The sequence below is a fragment of the Halohasta sp. A2 genome (assembly GCF_056175805.1).
Window position 1 is genome coordinate 1 of the sequence record NZ_JAQFWV010000012.1, and the last position, 14,639, is coordinate 14,639.

Annotated in this window: 20 protein-coding genes and 2 tRNA genes; 18 read left to right on the forward strand and 4 right to left on the reverse strand. The window is 60.9% G+C overall.

Going from position 1 to position 14,639, the window contains the following annotated elements:
• Positions 1-140: 140 nt before the first annotated feature.
• From O2S87_RS05450 to dinB, 17 genes are all read left to right on the forward strand, one after another.
• Positions 141-368 (forward strand): hypothetical protein, encoded by a 228-nt coding sequence (locus tag O2S87_RS05450; RefSeq protein ID WP_475407788.1) that lies wholly within the window; start codon positions 141-143, stop codon positions 366-368.
• Positions 369-608: 240 nt separating this feature from the next.
• The gene (gene moaA / locus O2S87_RS05455; RefSeq protein WP_475407789.1) at positions 609-1,619 is read left to right on the forward strand and encodes a GTP 3',8-cyclase MoaA; all 1,011 of its coding nucleotides are present in this window, start codon (positions 609-611) and stop codon (positions 1,617-1,619) included.
• A gap of 109 nt (positions 1,620-1,728) precedes the next feature.
• Positions 1,729-2,355, forward strand: a complete 627-nt coding sequence (locus O2S87_RS05460) for an NAD(P)-dependent oxidoreductase (RefSeq protein ID WP_475407790.1) — start codon at positions 1,729-1,731, stop codon at positions 2,353-2,355.
• A 130-nt stretch (positions 2,356-2,485) separates the two neighbouring features.
• A tRNA-Ser gene (locus O2S87_RS05465) sits at positions 2,486-2,571 on the forward strand.
• A gap of 22 nt (positions 2,572-2,593) precedes the next feature.
• The gene (locus tag O2S87_RS05470) at positions 2,594-3,118 is read left to right on the forward strand and encodes a 30S ribosomal protein S13 (protein ID WP_475407791.1); all 525 of its coding nucleotides are present in this window, start codon (positions 2,594-2,596) and stop codon (positions 3,116-3,118) included.
• On the forward strand, positions 3,115-3,642 hold the full coding sequence (locus O2S87_RS05475) for a 30S ribosomal protein S4 (RefSeq protein WP_475407792.1): 528 nt from the start codon (positions 3,115-3,117) through the stop codon (positions 3,640-3,642). The genes O2S87_RS05470 and O2S87_RS05475 overlap by 4 nt, the downstream gene beginning before the upstream one ends.
• A gap of 6 nt (positions 3,643-3,648) precedes the next feature.
• Positions 3,649-4,038 (forward strand): 30S ribosomal protein S11, encoded by a 390-nt coding sequence (locus O2S87_RS05480; RefSeq protein WP_475407793.1) that lies wholly within the window; start codon positions 3,649-3,651, stop codon positions 4,036-4,038.
• Between the two features lie 7 nt (positions 4,039-4,045).
• Complete coding sequence (locus tag O2S87_RS05485; RefSeq protein WP_475407794.1) at positions 4,046-4,795, forward strand: DNA-directed RNA polymerase subunit D; 750 nt, start codon at positions 4,046-4,048, stop codon at positions 4,793-4,795.
• Between the two features lie 175 nt (positions 4,796-4,970).
• Positions 4,971-5,055: transfer RNA gene (locus O2S87_RS05490), tRNA-Leu, on the forward strand.
• A 26-nt stretch (positions 5,056-5,081) separates the two neighbouring features.
• Positions 5,082-5,435 (forward strand): 50S ribosomal protein L18e, encoded by a 354-nt coding sequence (locus O2S87_RS05495; protein ID WP_475407795.1) that lies wholly within the window; start codon positions 5,082-5,084, stop codon positions 5,433-5,435.
• A complete protein-coding gene (locus O2S87_RS05500) occupies positions 5,432-5,869 on the forward strand; it encodes a 50S ribosomal protein L13 (protein ID WP_475407796.1) in 438 nt (145 codons plus the stop codon). Before O2S87_RS05495 ends, O2S87_RS05500 begins: the two co-directional genes overlap by 4 nt.
• Entirely contained in the window at positions 5,863-6,261 is a 399-nt protein-coding gene (locus O2S87_RS05505) for a 30S ribosomal protein S9 (RefSeq protein ID WP_475407797.1), read from the forward strand. Before O2S87_RS05500 ends, O2S87_RS05505 begins: the two co-directional genes overlap by 7 nt.
• Positions 6,262-6,273: 12 nt before the next feature.
• Positions 6,274-6,465 carry a DNA-directed RNA polymerase subunit N gene (locus O2S87_RS05510; protein ID WP_475407798.1) on the forward strand — a complete coding sequence of 64 codons (192 nt, stop codon included), beginning with the start codon at positions 6,274-6,276 and terminating at the stop codon, positions 6,463-6,465.
• Complete coding sequence (locus tag O2S87_RS05515; protein ID WP_475407799.1) at positions 6,462-6,638, forward strand: DNA-directed RNA polymerase subunit K; 177 nt, start codon at positions 6,462-6,464, stop codon at positions 6,636-6,638. Before O2S87_RS05510 ends, O2S87_RS05515 begins: the two co-directional genes overlap by 4 nt.
• On the forward strand, positions 6,635-7,834 hold the full coding sequence (eno, locus tag O2S87_RS05520) for a phosphopyruvate hydratase (RefSeq protein ID WP_475407800.1): 1,200 nt from the start codon (positions 6,635-6,637) through the stop codon (positions 7,832-7,834). Before O2S87_RS05515 ends, eno begins: the two co-directional genes overlap by 4 nt.
• Positions 7,831-8,667, forward strand: coding sequence for a 30S ribosomal protein S2 (gene rpsB / locus O2S87_RS05525; RefSeq protein WP_475407801.1), 837 nt, complete (start codon positions 7,831-7,833; stop codon positions 8,665-8,667). Before eno ends, rpsB begins: the two co-directional genes overlap by 4 nt.
• Before the next feature lie 124 nt (positions 8,668-8,791).
• A complete protein-coding gene (gene dinB, locus O2S87_RS05530; protein WP_475407802.1) occupies positions 8,792-10,123 on the forward strand; it encodes a DNA polymerase IV in 1,332 nt (443 codons plus the stop codon).
• Between the two features lie 7 nt (positions 10,124-10,130).
• Here dinB and O2S87_RS05535 read toward each other — a convergent pair whose 3' ends face one another.
• From O2S87_RS05535 to O2S87_RS05545, 3 genes are all read right to left on the reverse strand, one after another.
• Positions 10,131-10,361: a hypothetical protein gene (locus O2S87_RS05535; protein ID WP_475407803.1), complete on the reverse strand. Its 231-nt coding sequence runs from the start codon at positions 10,359-10,361 to the stop codon at positions 10,131-10,133.
• A 271-nt stretch (positions 10,362-10,632) separates the two neighbouring features.
• Positions 10,633-10,935 carry a divalent-cation tolerance protein CutA gene (gene cutA, locus O2S87_RS05540; protein ID WP_475407804.1) on the reverse strand — a complete coding sequence of 101 codons (303 nt, stop codon included), beginning with the start codon at positions 10,933-10,935 and terminating at the stop codon, positions 10,633-10,635.
• Between the two features lie 324 nt (positions 10,936-11,259).
• Positions 11,260-11,739: a hypothetical protein gene (locus O2S87_RS05545; RefSeq protein WP_475407805.1), complete on the reverse strand. Its 480-nt coding sequence runs from the start codon at positions 11,737-11,739 to the stop codon at positions 11,260-11,262.
• A 134-nt stretch (positions 11,740-11,873) separates the two neighbouring features.
• On the opposite strand from O2S87_RS05545, the gene O2S87_RS05550 reads away from it, so the two are divergent.
• Complete coding sequence (locus O2S87_RS05550) at positions 11,874-13,883, forward strand: helicase HerA domain-containing protein (RefSeq protein WP_475407806.1); 2,010 nt, start codon at positions 11,874-11,876, stop codon at positions 13,881-13,883.
• A gap of 9 nt (positions 13,884-13,892) precedes the next feature.
• Here the strand turns inward: O2S87_RS05550 and tpiA are convergent, their stop codons facing one another.
• A complete protein-coding gene (gene tpiA / locus O2S87_RS05555; RefSeq protein WP_475407807.1) occupies positions 13,893-14,537 on the reverse strand; it encodes a triose-phosphate isomerase in 645 nt (214 codons plus the stop codon).
• Positions 14,538-14,639: the final 102 nt, after the last annotated feature.

Consider the following 14,639-nt stretch of genomic DNA (forward strand, 5'->3'; position numbering starts at 1 on the left):
TTTTGTGCTTCATTGATCGCGTCATCAAGCTCTTTTTCCGACAGATGTTTCACCAACTTGGTCCGACGAGAAGCCTTCATTAGCGCCTATACGCGCTCCGTAGATTCAAACATAGCGCAGACCACTCTGCCTACTTCCCGATGCTTCGGGGAATCGTGACGCTCATCCCCGGAATCGAGTCGGTATTGCCGGAGCCAGCGTTTCTTCCGGCGTTCGTCGGAGCAACTGCTGTTTCGGTTGTCGTGACCGCAGTCGCGGTGACAGTTGGCTCCGCGACCTTCGAGTTCGATTCGTTGACGACACGGATCCGCTCGTTCGACGAGTCGACGGTCGACGAGCCACCAGCAGCCGGGGAGGTGTCGGACTGATGGCCGTCGGCTCAACGATGTTCACGATCCTGATCTGGGGGTCGATCGGTGGTGTGTTGGCCGCGTTCGGTTACATCTCGTTGCTACTCGTTGGGCTCTATCGAAGAGCATAACCCCCTTTTCAGAACGGCTGATTGAGACTGTTTGTTCGAACATCTCTCGGAGTGCGAAACGCATATTCGTTTCAATACTCACGAAAAAGCCTGCTGATTTAAGTTGGCGTGGCGCCCATAGATGTACATGAGCGAGCCACTCGCAGACGAGTTTGGACGGGAGGTGACCGGGGTCCGGATCTCGTTGACCGACCGCTGTAACTTCGACTGTGTCTACTGTCACAACGAGGGGCTCGGCGACACCCGCGGGCCGATGGAACCAGCCGACGACGAGATGACTGCCGACGAGGTAGTCCGCTTTCTGGAGGTTGTCGAGGAGTTCGGTATCAGAAAGGTCAAATTCACCGGTGGCGAGCCGATGCTCCGGGCCGATCTCGAAGAGATCATCCGCCGCACACCCGACTCGATGGAGGTCTCGCTGACGACCAACGGAACCTTCCTTCGCGGTCGTGCCGAGGCACTCAACGAGGCAGGGCTCGCGCGCGTGAACGTTTCACAGGATGCGCTCGACCCCGAAGCGTTCGCGGCGATCACGAAATCGGGGGCCTACGAGTCGGTGCTCGACGGCGTCGACGCGGCGCTCGACGCCGGGTTAGCCCCCGTAAAACTAAATATGGTTGTGTTCGAGCAGACCGCAGGCTACGTTGAGGGAATGGTCGAACACGTCGCCACCCGCGAGGGCCTCCAGCTCCAACTCATCGAGTACATGCCGGAGTTGACCGGTCGACCGGAGTGGAACATCGACATCCAGCGCGTTCACGACTGGCTGGCCGAGATTTCCGACCGAATCGAACACCGCGAGATGCACAACCGGCGGCGCTACTGGGTGAGTAGCACCGACTCCGACGCCGAACGCGAGGATCAGGACTCGGGGTGTGGAATGGTCGAGATCGTCGACCCCGTCGAGAATCCGACGTTCTGTGGCAACTGCCATCGCGTGCGCGTGACGCACGAAGGCTATCTCAAAGGCTGTCTGAACCGGAACGACGATCTGCGGTCGATGGGCGAAATGAGCCGCGCGGAGATCCGCGAGGCGTTTCGGGCGGTCGTCGACGCCCGTGTGCCCTACTACGGCGAGTACCTCGTCGAAAACGCCAACGGCGAGTGGGAACTCAACGAGGAGTATATCGGTGCGTGAGTGAGACGGCGATCGAACACGAGGATTTCGACGGGTAGAACGACCCTATATCGCTTCGGGTACGTTGTATGTTCCGCCTACTTATGCGTAGACGAGACGAGATAGTTCTGTGAAGTTGACCGTCTTTGGCGCAAGCCGAGCGCTCGGCCAACAGCTGGTTGAGCAGGCAGTCAAGCGAGGTCACGACGTGACCGCCGTCGTCCAGCCGACTGCGCCAGACCAAGCGTTTCGTGACTCGGTCGAGACGGTCGAAGTCGACGTGTATGACGGTACGAACGTCGACTCGGCGCTTGATGTGCCGACCGTCGTCTGTAACGTTCTCCAGCACTGGCCCTCGGCTCCAGCCGACTTTGTTACTGTTTCTGGACGAAACATTCTCGACGCGATGGAGTCGGTCGGTTGTTCGCGATATCTGACGGTGGCTCCGGCCGCCGTCCGACGCGACGGCGAACGGCGGGGGGTCGTCGAATCGATTGCCGTCACGTTGTCACGACTGCGTCGACCGACGGTCACCGCCTACGCCATTGCTCACGTCGACGAGGTGACTGGCCGAGATCTCAACTGGACCGTGATCCGTGTTTTTCGACTGACCGACGGTGAGACGACTCGGCAGTACAAAACGGGTGACATCAAACTCGGTATCGGAAGCGTCTCCTACGGCGATCTGGCCGCGTTTATGCTTGATTGCTGTGAGCGTGGCATCTATCTCCGCATGTTGCCGAAGATTCGAACCTGACGGCTGTGTCAGGCGTCGACACCCCGAGTGCGGTTCGTGATGTTTAAGTGGTGGACACGAGTTCGTTGGACTGTAGTACTGTAGGGGCACTGTGTCCCGAGTCCATGAGGGCGACAATACAAAACCGCGTGTTGCGGTAGCCAAGCCTGGCCCAAGGCGCAGGGTTGCTAACTCTGTGGCGTCACTGCCTCCGGGGTTCGAATCCCCGCCGCAACGCTCGCTCAACTGAACACTAGCTATGAGTGCAGAAGAACCAGAAGACGGCTTGACAGAGGAGGAAGAAGAGAACCTCCGCTACTTCGTTCGGATCGGCCAGACCGATCTTGACGGAACGAAGAGTGTCGAGCGCAGTCTCACAGACATGAAAGGCATCGGACAGCGGACCGCACGCATCGTGTCGGACGCGTCCGGCGTAGACCGAACCGCGACGTTCGGTCTGCTTGCCGAGGAAGAGATCGACGCCGTCGTCGACGTCGTCGAAAATCTCGAAGATCACATTCCAGAGTGGATGCTCAACCGGCAACACGACTTTTACACCGGTTCGGACAGCCACATCGTCGGAAACGATCTCGAGCAACAACGCCGACAGGACATCAACCGGATGCAGATGATCAACTCCTACAAGGGCGTTCGGCACATGCGCGGACAGAAGGTCCGCGGCCAGCGCACCAAGTCCACGGGTCGAACCGAGGGGACGATCGGTGTCAACGTCGAGCGGATCAAACAGGAACAGGCCGAAGAGGCCGCAGGTGACGACGAATGACGACCGGCAAAAACACCAAAGGCTACGAGACGCCGAACCACCCTTACCAGGGCGAGCGGATCGCCAACGAGAGCAGTCTGCTCGGTCGTTACGGGTTGAAGAACAAAGAAGAGCTCTGGCGCGCCCAGTCCGAGCTTCGGTCGATCCGACGCGAAGCCCGTCGACTCATCGGCGAGTCGCAGGGTGACGTCGAGGCCGCCGAAGTCGCTGGCGAAGCGTTTCTCACGAAGCTCCGACGCTACGGGATTCTCGACGAGAACGACACGATCAGCGACGTGCTCTCGCTCGACGAAACCGACATTCTCGAACGCCGACTCCAGACAGTCGTCTACCGCAAAGGACTCGCCAGCACGCCACAGCAGGCGCGGCAGTTCATCACCCACGGCCACATCACGGTCGATGGTGCCCGCGCGAAGGCACCCTCGCGAAAGATCGAGGCGGGCCAAGAGGGCGCGGTCTCCTACGACGAACGGAGTCCGATCGCCGACGACCTCCATCCAGCACGGGCGGAGGCCCAGGAGTAAGCAATTATGAGTGAATCACAAGACGACAAGTGGGGAATCGCCCACGTGTTTTCGTCGTTCAACAACACGCTCATCACAATCACCGACATGACTGGCGCTGAGACAATCGTCAAATCCTCCGGTGGGACCGTGGTGAAACAGAACCGAGACGAGGCATCGCCGTACGCAGCAATGCAGATGGCCGAAGTCGTCGCCGAACAGGTCAAGGCCGCCGGCATTGGCGGGCTTCACATTCGCGTTCGTGGCCCCGGCGGAAACGACAACAAATCGCCTGGCCCCGGTGCGCAGGCGACGATCCGTGCGCTAGCGCGTGCGGGCATCGAAATCGGTCGTATCGAAGACGTGACGCCGATTCCACACGACGGCACACGAGCACCGAAGAACAAGCGAGTCTAACCGACCAATGGCACCTGAATTCGACGTTGAGTTCATCGAAGCCGACGAGCGCGCCGCTCGCTTCCTCGTTCGTGGACTGACACCGGCGCTCGCAAACGGCATCCGTCGTGCGATGGTTGCCGACGTGCCGACGTTCTCGATCGACACCGTCCGGTTCGTCGAGAACACCTCGGTGATGTTCGACGAGATGATCGCCCTCCGACTCGGGCTCATCCCGTTGACCACGCCGCTGGACGATTTCGAAATCGGCGAGACGGTGACGGTCGCACTCGATGTCGAGGGGCCGGACACTGCCTACTCGGGGGATATCGAATCCGCTGACGAGTTGGTCCAACCCGCCGACCAGAACGTGCCGATCATCGAACTCAAAGAGGGTCAACGCCTGGAGTTCGAGGCCGACGCCGTGTTGGACCACGGTAAGAGCCACGCCAAACACCAAGGCGGTGTGTCGGTCGGCTTCCGGCACCTGCAGTCGGTGACCGTCGCTGACGACATCGGCGAGTTCGACGAGCAGGATCCCCAGATTCTTCGAGGAGTCATCGAGACCGAAGACGGCGAGATCGTGCTCACCGACGAGTTCGATAACGATCTCACCAACCGGTATCCCGGCAAAGAGCTCGAAATCATGGACGTGCCTGGTGCCTACGTGTTCCACGTAGAGACCGACGGCTCGTTTTCGGTCGAGGAACTGGTGCTTCGCGCCGCCGAATCGCTCGGTGCCCGCGCGGACGAACTACACGACGCAGTCACAGCCTAACAGGACCCGATCCACATGACCCACCCACAACCGATCCAACTGGCCGCCCGCACTGTCAGTGAGACGCGTGTCTCGCTCACAGCACAGGGCGGTCGACGCCGTCACCTGATGACAGGCCGACGGTGTGGTGGGATCGAAAGTGGTAAGAGGTGGTGTGGGCTACACCGGAGTGCGAGCAGGGATAGCCAAGTCTGGCCAACGGCGCAGCGTTCAGGGCGCTGTCCCATAGGGGTCCGCAGGTTCAAATCCTGCTCCCTGCACTCCGTTTTCTATCAGGAGCATTATTATGAGCAGTAAGACGAATCCGAGACTTCAGAGTCTCATCGCCGAGCTGAAGACGGCCGCAGGCGACTCCAACGCCACAGTCTGGCAGGACATCGCCGACCGTCTCGAAAAGCCACGGCGCACTCACGCAGAAGTCAACCTCGGTCGCATCGAACGGTACGCCCGTGACGATGAGACCGTCGTTGTGCCCGGAAAGGTTCTGGGCAGTGGTGTGCTTGAAACGAACGTCACCGTCGCCGCCGTCGACTTCTCGTCGACAGCCCAAACGAAGATCGGGCAGGTCGGCGATGCGGTGAGCCTCGAATCAGTTCTCGAAGAGAACCCCGAGGGAACGAACGTACGGGTGGTCCGATGAGCGCCGCCGAGTTCGAAGTCGACATCGTCGTCGATGCCCGAGACTGTATTCTCGGCCGTGTCGCCAGCGAGGTCGCCCAGCAGGCACTCGCCGGACAGCGTGTTGCGGTCGTCAACGCCGAACACGCCGTCATTACCGGCAACAAGGAAGACACGCTTGCGACCTACCAGAAACGCGCCGAGATCGGCTCCGACCGGGGTCCGTACTACCCCAAGCGTCCGGACCGGATCTTCAAACGCGCGATTCGCGGGATGATTCCGTACAAAAAGAAACACGGCCGCGAGGCCTTCGAGAACGTTCGCGTCTACGTCGGCAACCCGTACGACGAGGATGGCGAAATCCTCGAGGGAACCTCGCTGGACCGACTCTCGAACATCAAGTTCATCTCGCTTGGCGAGATTTCGAAGAAACTGGGAGCGAACGTCACATGGTAACCAACACATCAGGCAAAAAGAAGACGGCCGTCGCCCGCGCCACGGTGCGCGAAGGCGAAGGTCGCATCCGTATCAACTCCCAGCCAGTCGAGCTGGTCGAACCGGAGATGGCACGGCTCAAGATGCTCGAACCGTTCCGCATCGCGGGCGACGACCTCCGCGACAGCGTCGACATCGATGTCGCCGTCAACGGTGGCGGCTTCAGCGGCCAGGCAGATGCCGTCCGGACGGCGCTGGCGCGTGGACTTGTCCAGCATCTTAATGATGCGGAACTGCGTGAAGCATACATGCAGTTCGACCGCTCGCTGCTGGTCAACGACGTTCGCCAGTCCGAACCGAAAAAATGGGGAGGTCCTGGTGCGCGTGCGCGCTACCAGAAGTCCTACCGCTGAGGTGACCCAACTATGATGATCCCAGTCCGGTGTTTCACCTGTGGCAACGTCATCGGTGAACACTACGAGGCGTTCGACGAACGCTCGAAGAGTGGCGAAGATCCAGCCGAAGTGCTCGACGACCTCGGCGTCACGCGCCACTGCTGTCGTCGGATGATTGTCTCGCACACTGATCTCGTCGACGTTGTTGCCCCCTACCAATGAGAGGCCAGTACAACCGCTACGAGAAAGCCCGTATTCTCGGCGCACGAGCGCTGCAAGTATCCTACGGCGCGCCCGTCCTCGTCGAAACCGCCCAGAGCGAACCTATCCTCATTGCCGCAGAGGAGTACGACGCGGGCGTGTTGCCGTTTACAGTCAAACGTGATACACAATGACACAAATTAGCTCAGTAGCCCTACGACGTGTGCTCGACTCCCGTGGTAACCCCACGGTTGAAGCTGACGTACTCACCGAATCCGGCGGCTTCGGCCGCGCAGCCGCGCCCTCGGGTGCGTCGACCGGCGAGTACGAGGCGATCGAACTCCCACCGAAGGAGGCAATCGCCAACGCGAGAGAACACGCCGTCCCCCGACTGGTCGACACCGTGTACGCGGGCGACCAGCGCGCGGTCGACGGCGCGCTGCGTGCCGCAGACGGCACAGAGAACTTCTCAGAGATTGGCGCAAACAGCGCGGTCGCCATCTCGATGGCCGCCGCAAAGGCCGCTGCCGACGTGTTGGGGGCTCCGCTCTACCAGCACCTCGGCGGCGCGTTCCGCGGCGACAACTTCCCCATCCCGCTCGGTAACGTGATCGGCGGCGGCGAACACGCCAAAGACGCCACCGATATCCAGGAGTTCCTCGCCGCCCCCGTGGGCGCACCGAGCGTCTCCGAGGCCGTCTTCGCCAACGCGAAGGTCCACGGCGCGGCCGGCGACATCCTCGATGAGCGAGGAATCGGCGCAGGCAAAGGCGACGAGGGTGCATGGGCACCGCCAGTCTCCGATGCCGAGGCCTTCGAGATCATGGACGAGGCTGTTTCGCGCGTCTCCGAGGAGGTCGGCTTCGAGATCCAATTCGGTCTCGACGTGGCCGCCTCAGAGATGTACGAAGACGGCGCCTACCAGTACAGCGACGGCGAGAAGTCGACCGACGAGCAGATCGAGTACATCGCCGAGCTCGTCGAGGAGTACGACCTCGCGTACGTCGAGGACCCACTCGATGAGAACGACTACGAGGCGTTTGCGGAACTGACCGAGCAGGTCGGCGACCAGACGCTCATCTGTGGTGACGACCTGTTCGTGACCAACGTCTCGCGGCTGCAGGATGGGATCGACCAGGACGCGGCCAACAGCATTCTCATCAAACCCAACCAGATCGGTTCGCTGTCCGACACTGTCGACGCGATCGAGCTGGCGGTTCGCAACGGCTACGAGACGATCATCTCGCACCGCTCGGGCGAAACCGAAGACACGACGATTGCACACCTCGCGGTCGCAACCAACGCTGGCTACATCAAGACCGGGACGGTTGCGGGCGAGCGAACCGCTAAGCTGAACGAACTGATCAGAATCGCGGAAGACGCAGTATGAGCGACAACGACAACGACGCACTAGAGACCGCCGCCGAGGAGATCGACGAGGAGGCTCCCGCAGAGGGAGCCGGCGCAGAGCCCGACGTCGACTCCGAGGAGGGCGCGGAACCGGCCGCCGACGAGGCTCCCGAAGCGGAGACCACCGAGGCAGAAGAATCTGACGAGGGTACGGAAGCCGACGCCGTCGACGACCAAGAAGCCGAAGAAGAATCGGCTTCGCCGTTCGACGACGACGTGATGCCCGACGAGGAGGTCGATCTCCTCATTCCCGTCGAGGACTACCTCGGCGCGGGTGTCCACATCGGGACCCAGCAGAAGACCAAAGACATGGAGCGGTTCATCCACCGTGTCCGTGACGATGGTCTCTACGTTCTAGATGTAAGCCAGACCGACAGCCGTATTCGAATAGCGGCTGATTTCCTGGCGGGCTACGATCCTGAGCAGATTCTCGTCACCTCCTCGCGGCAGTACGGCCGATTCCCGGCCGAGAAGTTCGCCGACGTGATCGGCGCACGCGCTCGCACCGGCCGCTTTATCCCCGGCACGCTGACGAACCCCGACTATGCGGGTTACATCGAGCCCGACGTCGTGGTCGTCACTGACCCGATCGGCGACGCCCAGGCGGTCAAAGAGGCGATCACGGTCGGCATTCCAGTCATCGCGATGTGTGACTCGAACAACCAAGTCAGCAACGTCGACCTCGTCATCCCGACGAACAACAAGGGTCGACGCGCGCTGTCGGTCGTCTACTGGCTACTTGCCAACGAGACGCTCGACCGCCGCAACGCAGGGACGGTCTACGCGCTCGACGACTTCGAAGCCGACCTGTAAGGTCGACTTCACCTCGATTCTTTCATTTATCATCCGTCTGAGCGATAGCCGCCGACGGTCACTGGATTTCAGTTTCACTGTGCGGATGGCGAACAGTCATACTTTCTGACTCCCAACACTGACCATGGATGGCCCGCAGTTGCCGGGAGCCGATGTCGACACTGAGGACCGAATTATCCTCCACGTCGACATGGACTGCTTTTATGCCTCCTGTGAGCGGCTGCGCGAGCCCCAGTTAGAGGGCAAACCGCTCGTCGTCGGGATGGGCTACGAACCCGGCGAGGGCCACGGTGCAGTGGCAACCGCCAGCTACGAGGCTCGCGAACACGGTGTCGAGAGCGCCCAGGCGATCGGCCAGGCGCTTGACGTACTCCCCCGAGCCGAGGACGTCGACGAAGAGTACGACGGCCCGGTGGGCCACTATCGAACGGTCGACCTCGACTTTTATAAGAAGGTCGCGAGCGACGTGAAGGAGATTCTCCACTCGCACGCAGAGACTGTCCGCGAGGTCAGCATCGACGAGGCCTATTTAGACGTTACCGACCGCACGAGTTGGGGGCTCGTCGCTGGGGGCGACCGGACGATCGCCGAGGGGTACGGCCGCCACGTCAAACAGCAGATCAGCCGCGAAGTTGGCGTCCCGGCGAGCGTCGGCGTTGCACCCAATATGTCGACTGCCAAACTCGCCAGTGACTTCGACAAACCAAACGGACTCACTGTGGTTCGGCCCGACGAAATACGGTCGTTCCTCGATCCACTCACGGTCGACGAACTCCACGGTGTTGGCCCCGTAACTGCACGAAAACTCCGGGAGATGGGTATCGAGACGGCCGGCGGACTCGCGACGGCCGACCCCGGACCGCTAGTCGACGAGTTCGGCCAGCGAGGCCGCGAACTCCACGACCGCGCCCGTGGCGAGGACGACCGCGAGGTAGAGCCGCGCGGTCGACCCAAGAGCCTCTCGCGGGAGTCGGCGTTCACCGAACCAACCGACAATATGGAAGCCAAACGCGAGAAAGTACGCACCCTTGCGGCCGATGTGGCTGCCCGCGCCCAGAGCCGCGGGGCGATGTACCGCACTATCGGAATCAAAGTCGTCACGCCGCCGTTCGACGTCAACACACGGGCGTCGTCGCTCTCTGGACCGGTCGACGAACCCGAGTTGGTCGAATCGCTCGCGCTCGACCTGCTCGGGGAGTTCAACGACGACCGTGTCCGAAAACTCGGCGTTCGTGTTTCGAACCTCGCGTTCGGCACACAGGATCAAGCCCGGCTGGATGGCTTCGAGTCGGCCGGCGATGGTAGTACGATCACGAAATCAGTCGAGTCGGCCGAACTCGTCGACGGCGGGAGCCGGATCACCGACTGGCTCGAAAACGGTGAGTCGTCTACAGCCGACGCTGACACGGAGTCTCACAACCGTGAGGGCCAGTCGTCGCTCGGGGAATTCGAGTAATCACCAGTTACGTGATCTGACTCAGCAAAACGAACAGTCCGAGTGGAACGGCCACGACGACGGCGGCTGTGGGCCACGGGAGGTCGGCGTCGGTAACAGTCAGAATCGCTTCCTGAAAGAGTTCACCGACGTCGCGGTCGACCGTCTTAGGTTCGTCACAGTTCTCACCGAACGGCGACTCAGTGTCGTCTACAGACTGTTCACAGGCGAACTCAGGTGGCCGGACAGGGTTATCCATCGTGATCGTCGCGTCGACCGCTCCCGCGAGGACCGATCCGAGAAGGACCTACCCGAGAGTCGGACAAATACTGAACAACACGACCAGCCCGAAAGCGGACCCAGCCGTCTCGGCAGGCGGTCGCTCGGCGAAAAACGCTCTCGGTGAGCGGACGAATTGCCGGAGGATTTCAGCAGAGGGAACTATTATCAGATATTTTAACAGATCTCTCAAACGACTTGTGATTCTCCGGAGCGTCAGTGTGTGAGTCGACTGAGTGGCTCTCCCAACGTCATTCGACCGATTCGTCGATCCACGTGCCGAAGGCTTCGGCGATGGCCGCTTGGTCGAACCGTTCGATACAGGGCACTTCGTAGGGATGGAGTTCCTCGATTCGCGTTTCGAGTCGATCGTAGCTCTCGACGGTCGTTTTGATCAAGAGAATCGTTTCGTCGTCGGTGTGGACATCGCCCTCCCAGCGGTAAGTCGACTGACAGTCGATGGCGTTCACACAGGCGGCAAGCCGTTCGTCGACGAGCGTGTTTGCGAGCTCTGTGGCGACCGAGCGCGGAGCGGTGACGTAGACTGTCGGCATGTGATAGACGTACCATCACAAACCGTAGAAAACCTACCTTCTCATTTTTATCAATCACAGCAGCCGTCCGAGCTAACGTGGTGGTTACCGACGTACTCGAACGTTGGGTGAACTCGTCCTCGATGTTGTCCATTTGTTCGACGGTCAGCCCTGTTCGGTGGAGTTCGTGGGTACTCGTGTGAATTCCCCGCGTGTCCAACAGATCTGGTTACTGATCGATTCACCTGCCAGTTGAAGCACAACCACGACCCGGAACTGGATGAGAACCTCAACCCTGAACAGGATTCTACGAAGTAATACCGTCAGTCCGTGGAATCGAATCGATCACTGGTTCAGGCCGACGAGCACTTGCACAACGACAACAGCGGTTACGATCCCGATGCTCGGAATGATTACTACCGTCAGTGTAGACGGCGAAACGGCCAGTGTATTCGAGAGGCGCTCCAACAGCGAGGGGCCGCCAAACGCGATGAGATCGAGGTTGTTGAGCCCACCGAAGACCCCGATCACGACGGTGACGTAGACTGCAACCACCGTCGACACCCAGTCGAGTCGAAGCCACCGGAGCGTCACGACGAATCCGAAAACTCCGGCGAAGTACGCCGGAACTGCCACCGGATGAACCACCCACAGCGCTCCGATCACCGGGTTGAGTTCGGAAAACCCGTTGCTTGCCAGTATAAATACCGTCGTCACCGCGTCGCTGAACAGTCCGACCAGCGAGATGCCAACAATCCAGTTGGCCGATTGGTGCATCGACACATCGGTACGGGGCACTGCCGTGGCGCTCGGTCGGTCGGCCATAGGCGACGGTCGACCGCAAGACAGGTAACAGGTTTTGCGCTTCAGGCTGGACGGCCGCGCGTACAGTCGACTCTCGCGATAGTATTCGACAGGAGGAACTATGTGGCCCCCACTCACAGTATCTACCAAACTGAATGAGTGACGAAGAACGAATCACCGTCGCGGACGTCAGTGCGGGCCCCGGCGGCACCGACGAGATCGACGCCGGAACCCCGGTCGACCTCCCGGTCGTCGACATTCTGACCGGCCGAGGCTTCGTGACAGGCAAGAGTGGCAGCGGCAAGTCGAACACCGTCTCGGTCATCCTCGAAAACCTCTTGGACAACAACTTTCCCGTCCTGATCGTCGACAGCGACGGCGAGTACTACGGGCTCAAAGAGGAGTACGAGGTGCTCCACGTGGGTGCGGACGACGAGTGCGACATTCAAGTGACCGCCGATCACGCCGAGAAGATCGCCTCGCTCGCGCTCGAAGAGAACATCCCCATCATCCTCGATGTGTCGGGGTATCTCGACGAGGACGACGCCGACCAACTCGTCTTGGAGACGACCCGACATCTGTTCGCCAAAGAAAAGAAGCTGAAAAAGCCCTTCCTCGTCGTTATCGAGGAGTGCCACGAGTACATTCCCGAACAGAGCGGAATGGGCGAGGCGGGCAAGATGCTGATCAAGATCGGCAAGCGCGGCCGAAAACACGGTCTCGGCATCGTCGGCATCAGCCAGCGCCCCGCCGACGTCAAAAAGGACTTCATTACGCAGTGTGACTGGCTCGTCTGGCACCGACTGACCTGGCGCAATGATACCAAAGTCGTCGGCCGCATCCTCGGCAGCGAGTACGCCGATGCCGTCGAGGAGTTGGCCGACGGCGAAGGCTTTCTCGTTGCCGACTGGGCCGACGCGATCCAACGGGTCCAGTTTCACCGCAAGCGTACGTTCGACGCTGGAGCGACGCCCGGGCTCGAAGACTTCGAGCGGCCGGAGCTCAAATCGGTCAGTGGAAACCTCGTCTCGGAACTCACAGAGATATCCGACGAAAAAGAACGCCGCGAGAGCGAGATGGCCGACCTCCGTCAGGAAATCGACACGAAGAACGCCGAAATACGCCGGCTCCAACGCGAACTCGAAGAGGCCCAAGACCTGAGTCGGATGGCCGACCAGTTCGCCCAAGCACTCCTGCAGAAATCCGAGGCTCCGTATCGCGGTGGCTCAGGCCGAAATCTGAACCGACCCGTCGACCAGGCCGAACTCGACGACTACGAGCGTGACCAAGCCGAGTCGACAGACCACGATGCTCAACGAGAGCCAGCGTTCGATCCGTTGATTGCAGAAGCCGAACCGAGTCGAGACTCGCAGGATCCTTCGACGTCGACTGCGCCATCAACCGACGGTCCCGAACGGATCGAGATACCAGCCCACCCCGACCCGGAAACCGGGGACACTGAATCGGAGTCGGTAGAATCGGAGCCGACAACCGTATCTGCCCAGACAGACGAGTCGACCAACTCGTCACCACAACCCGAGAAGTCGGCGGAGATCCCGACCGATCCCTCTGCGGCACTCGGTTCACCGTTCGGTTCGCAATCTGCTGAGTCGACACCGATCGATCCGTCGCCGGTCGATCCCGACCAGGTGACTGGTCCGAACGCCGCCGAACGCAAGCGCGCAGCCAGCCAGCGAGTCGACGAGTTCGGAACAGTCACGCGTTCGGATATCGCCGAAGAGGCAATGCAGTTCGCCGAAGCGGTCGAACTCGGCACGCGAGATGCGGTCGTCGAAGAGCTTCGAGAACGGATTTCCGAACTCCCACCGGTGTCGGTCGGCATGCTGCGTCACTACCAACAGGAGACGACCAGTGAGCCACTCACCGCCCACCGCGCTGCTGGTGGCGACGACGACCAACAGCTCGCATACAGTCGAAACCGTCCGCTCAGACAAGCACAACTGATCCGTCACGTCGGTCGCGGTCGCTATGCCTACGCGGTGCCCGAACTAATCCGCGAAGCCTACGCCTACGGGCTCGACGACGATGAGGTCGCGTCGATGGTCACGTCTATCGAGGCGAGCTTCCGAGAATCAGTGCCGGAACCTACCGAAAACGATAACACCGAAAGCCCAGCGTTTCAGTTCGATTTCAACTCCGAGTAACGACTCCGCTTAGATCCCCGAGACGAGGTCTTCGAGCGCTTCTTTCGGATCGTCGGCTTTGGCAACGCCGCTGGCCAGCAGGATACCCTCTGCACCGAGTTCGCCAGCCGCAGTGACGTCGTCACCGGTCGACACACCGGCTCCACAGTAGACGTCGACCGACTCGTCGACGGCGGCGGCAGCCGAAACGGCGTCGGTGACGATCTCGGGGTCGCCCGTTGCAACCGAGACGTCGCCGCCGATGAGTTCCGGCGGCTCAACGGCGACCGAATCCGGACCGAGCGCGGCGGCGGCTGCGGTCTGTCGGGGATTGTTCGCACAGACACAGGTTTCGAGGCCCGCGCGCTCGGCGGCGCGTACCGAGGCGTCGATGTCGGCGAGTTTACGGCGGTTCTCGGAGTGGTTGATAAGCGTCCCGACTGCGCCAGCGTCGGCGGCAGCCTCAGCGAGCGTGCTCCCCGTGAAGCTCCCGTAGGCGTTCGGTGACACGTGTTGGGCCCAGGTTTCGACGCCAGTATCAGCAACCGCGGCGATCTGTGAGGCTTGTGGCGAGACTGCGATACGAACGCCCGACTCGTCGGCGACTTCCTTTGCGGCAGTCGCAACAGCGATTGGATCACACGGATACGCCTTGAGGTTCACTAAGATGAACATACTGGATAACGTGTCGCCGCCGACAAATAGGTTCAGCTTTCAGGCAACGAACGATGGTCCGACTATGATAGCAGCTACCAACCAACAACCTATCCAATGCGA

Coding starts and splice junctions, on each gene's coding strand:
- O2S87_RS05480 (WP_475407793.1), top strand. CDS start 3,649: ATGAGTGAATCACAAGACGACAAGTGGGGAATCGCCCACGTGTTTTCG.
- eno (WP_475407800.1), top strand. CDS start 6,635: ATGACACAAATTAGCTCAGTAGCCCTACGACGTGTGCTCGACTCCCGT.
- O2S87_RS05545 (WP_475407805.1), bottom strand. CDS start 11,739: ATGGCCGACCGACCGAGCGCCACGGCAGTGCCCCGTACCGATGTGTCG.
- O2S87_RS05505 (WP_475407797.1), top strand. CDS start 5,863: ATGGTAACCAACACATCAGGCAAAAAGAAGACGGCCGTCGCCCGCGCC.
- O2S87_RS05475 (WP_475407792.1), top strand. CDS start 3,115: ATGACGACCGGCAAAAACACCAAAGGCTACGAGACGCCGAACCACCCT.
- O2S87_RS05535 (WP_475407803.1), bottom strand. CDS start 10,361: ATGGATAACCCTGTCCGGCCACCTGAGTTCGCCTGTGAACAGTCTGTA.
- cutA (WP_475407804.1), bottom strand. CDS start 10,935: ATGCCGACAGTCTACGTCACCGCTCCGCGCTCGGTCGCCACAGAGCTC.
- O2S87_RS05495 (WP_475407795.1), top strand. CDS start 5,082: ATGAGCAGTAAGACGAATCCGAGACTTCAGAGTCTCATCGCCGAGCTG.
- O2S87_RS05510 (WP_475407798.1), top strand. CDS start 6,274: ATGATGATCCCAGTCCGGTGTTTCACCTGTGGCAACGTCATCGGTGAA.
- O2S87_RS05470 (WP_475407791.1), top strand. CDS start 2,594: ATGAGTGCAGAAGAACCAGAAGACGGCTTGACAGAGGAGGAAGAAGAG.
- O2S87_RS05450 (WP_475407788.1), top strand. CDS start 141: ATGCTTCGGGGAATCGTGACGCTCATCCCCGGAATCGAGTCGGTATTG.
- moaA (WP_475407789.1), top strand. CDS start 609: ATGAGCGAGCCACTCGCAGACGAGTTTGGACGGGAGGTGACCGGGGTC.
- O2S87_RS05515 (WP_475407799.1), top strand. CDS start 6,462: ATGAGAGGCCAGTACAACCGCTACGAGAAAGCCCGTATTCTCGGCGCA.
- rpsB (WP_475407801.1), top strand. CDS start 7,831: ATGAGCGACAACGACAACGACGCACTAGAGACCGCCGCCGAGGAGATC.
- O2S87_RS05500 (WP_475407796.1), top strand. CDS start 5,432: ATGAGCGCCGCCGAGTTCGAAGTCGACATCGTCGTCGATGCCCGAGAC.
- O2S87_RS05485 (WP_475407794.1), top strand. CDS start 4,046: ATGGCACCTGAATTCGACGTTGAGTTCATCGAAGCCGACGAGCGCGCC.
- tpiA (WP_475407807.1), bottom strand. CDS start 14,537: ATGTTCATCTTAGTGAACCTCAAGGCGTATCCGTGTGATCCAATCGCT.
- O2S87_RS05550 (WP_475407806.1), top strand. CDS start 11,874: ATGAGTGACGAAGAACGAATCACCGTCGCGGACGTCAGTGCGGGCCCC.
- dinB (WP_475407802.1), top strand. CDS start 8,792: ATGGATGGCCCGCAGTTGCCGGGAGCCGATGTCGACACTGAGGACCGA.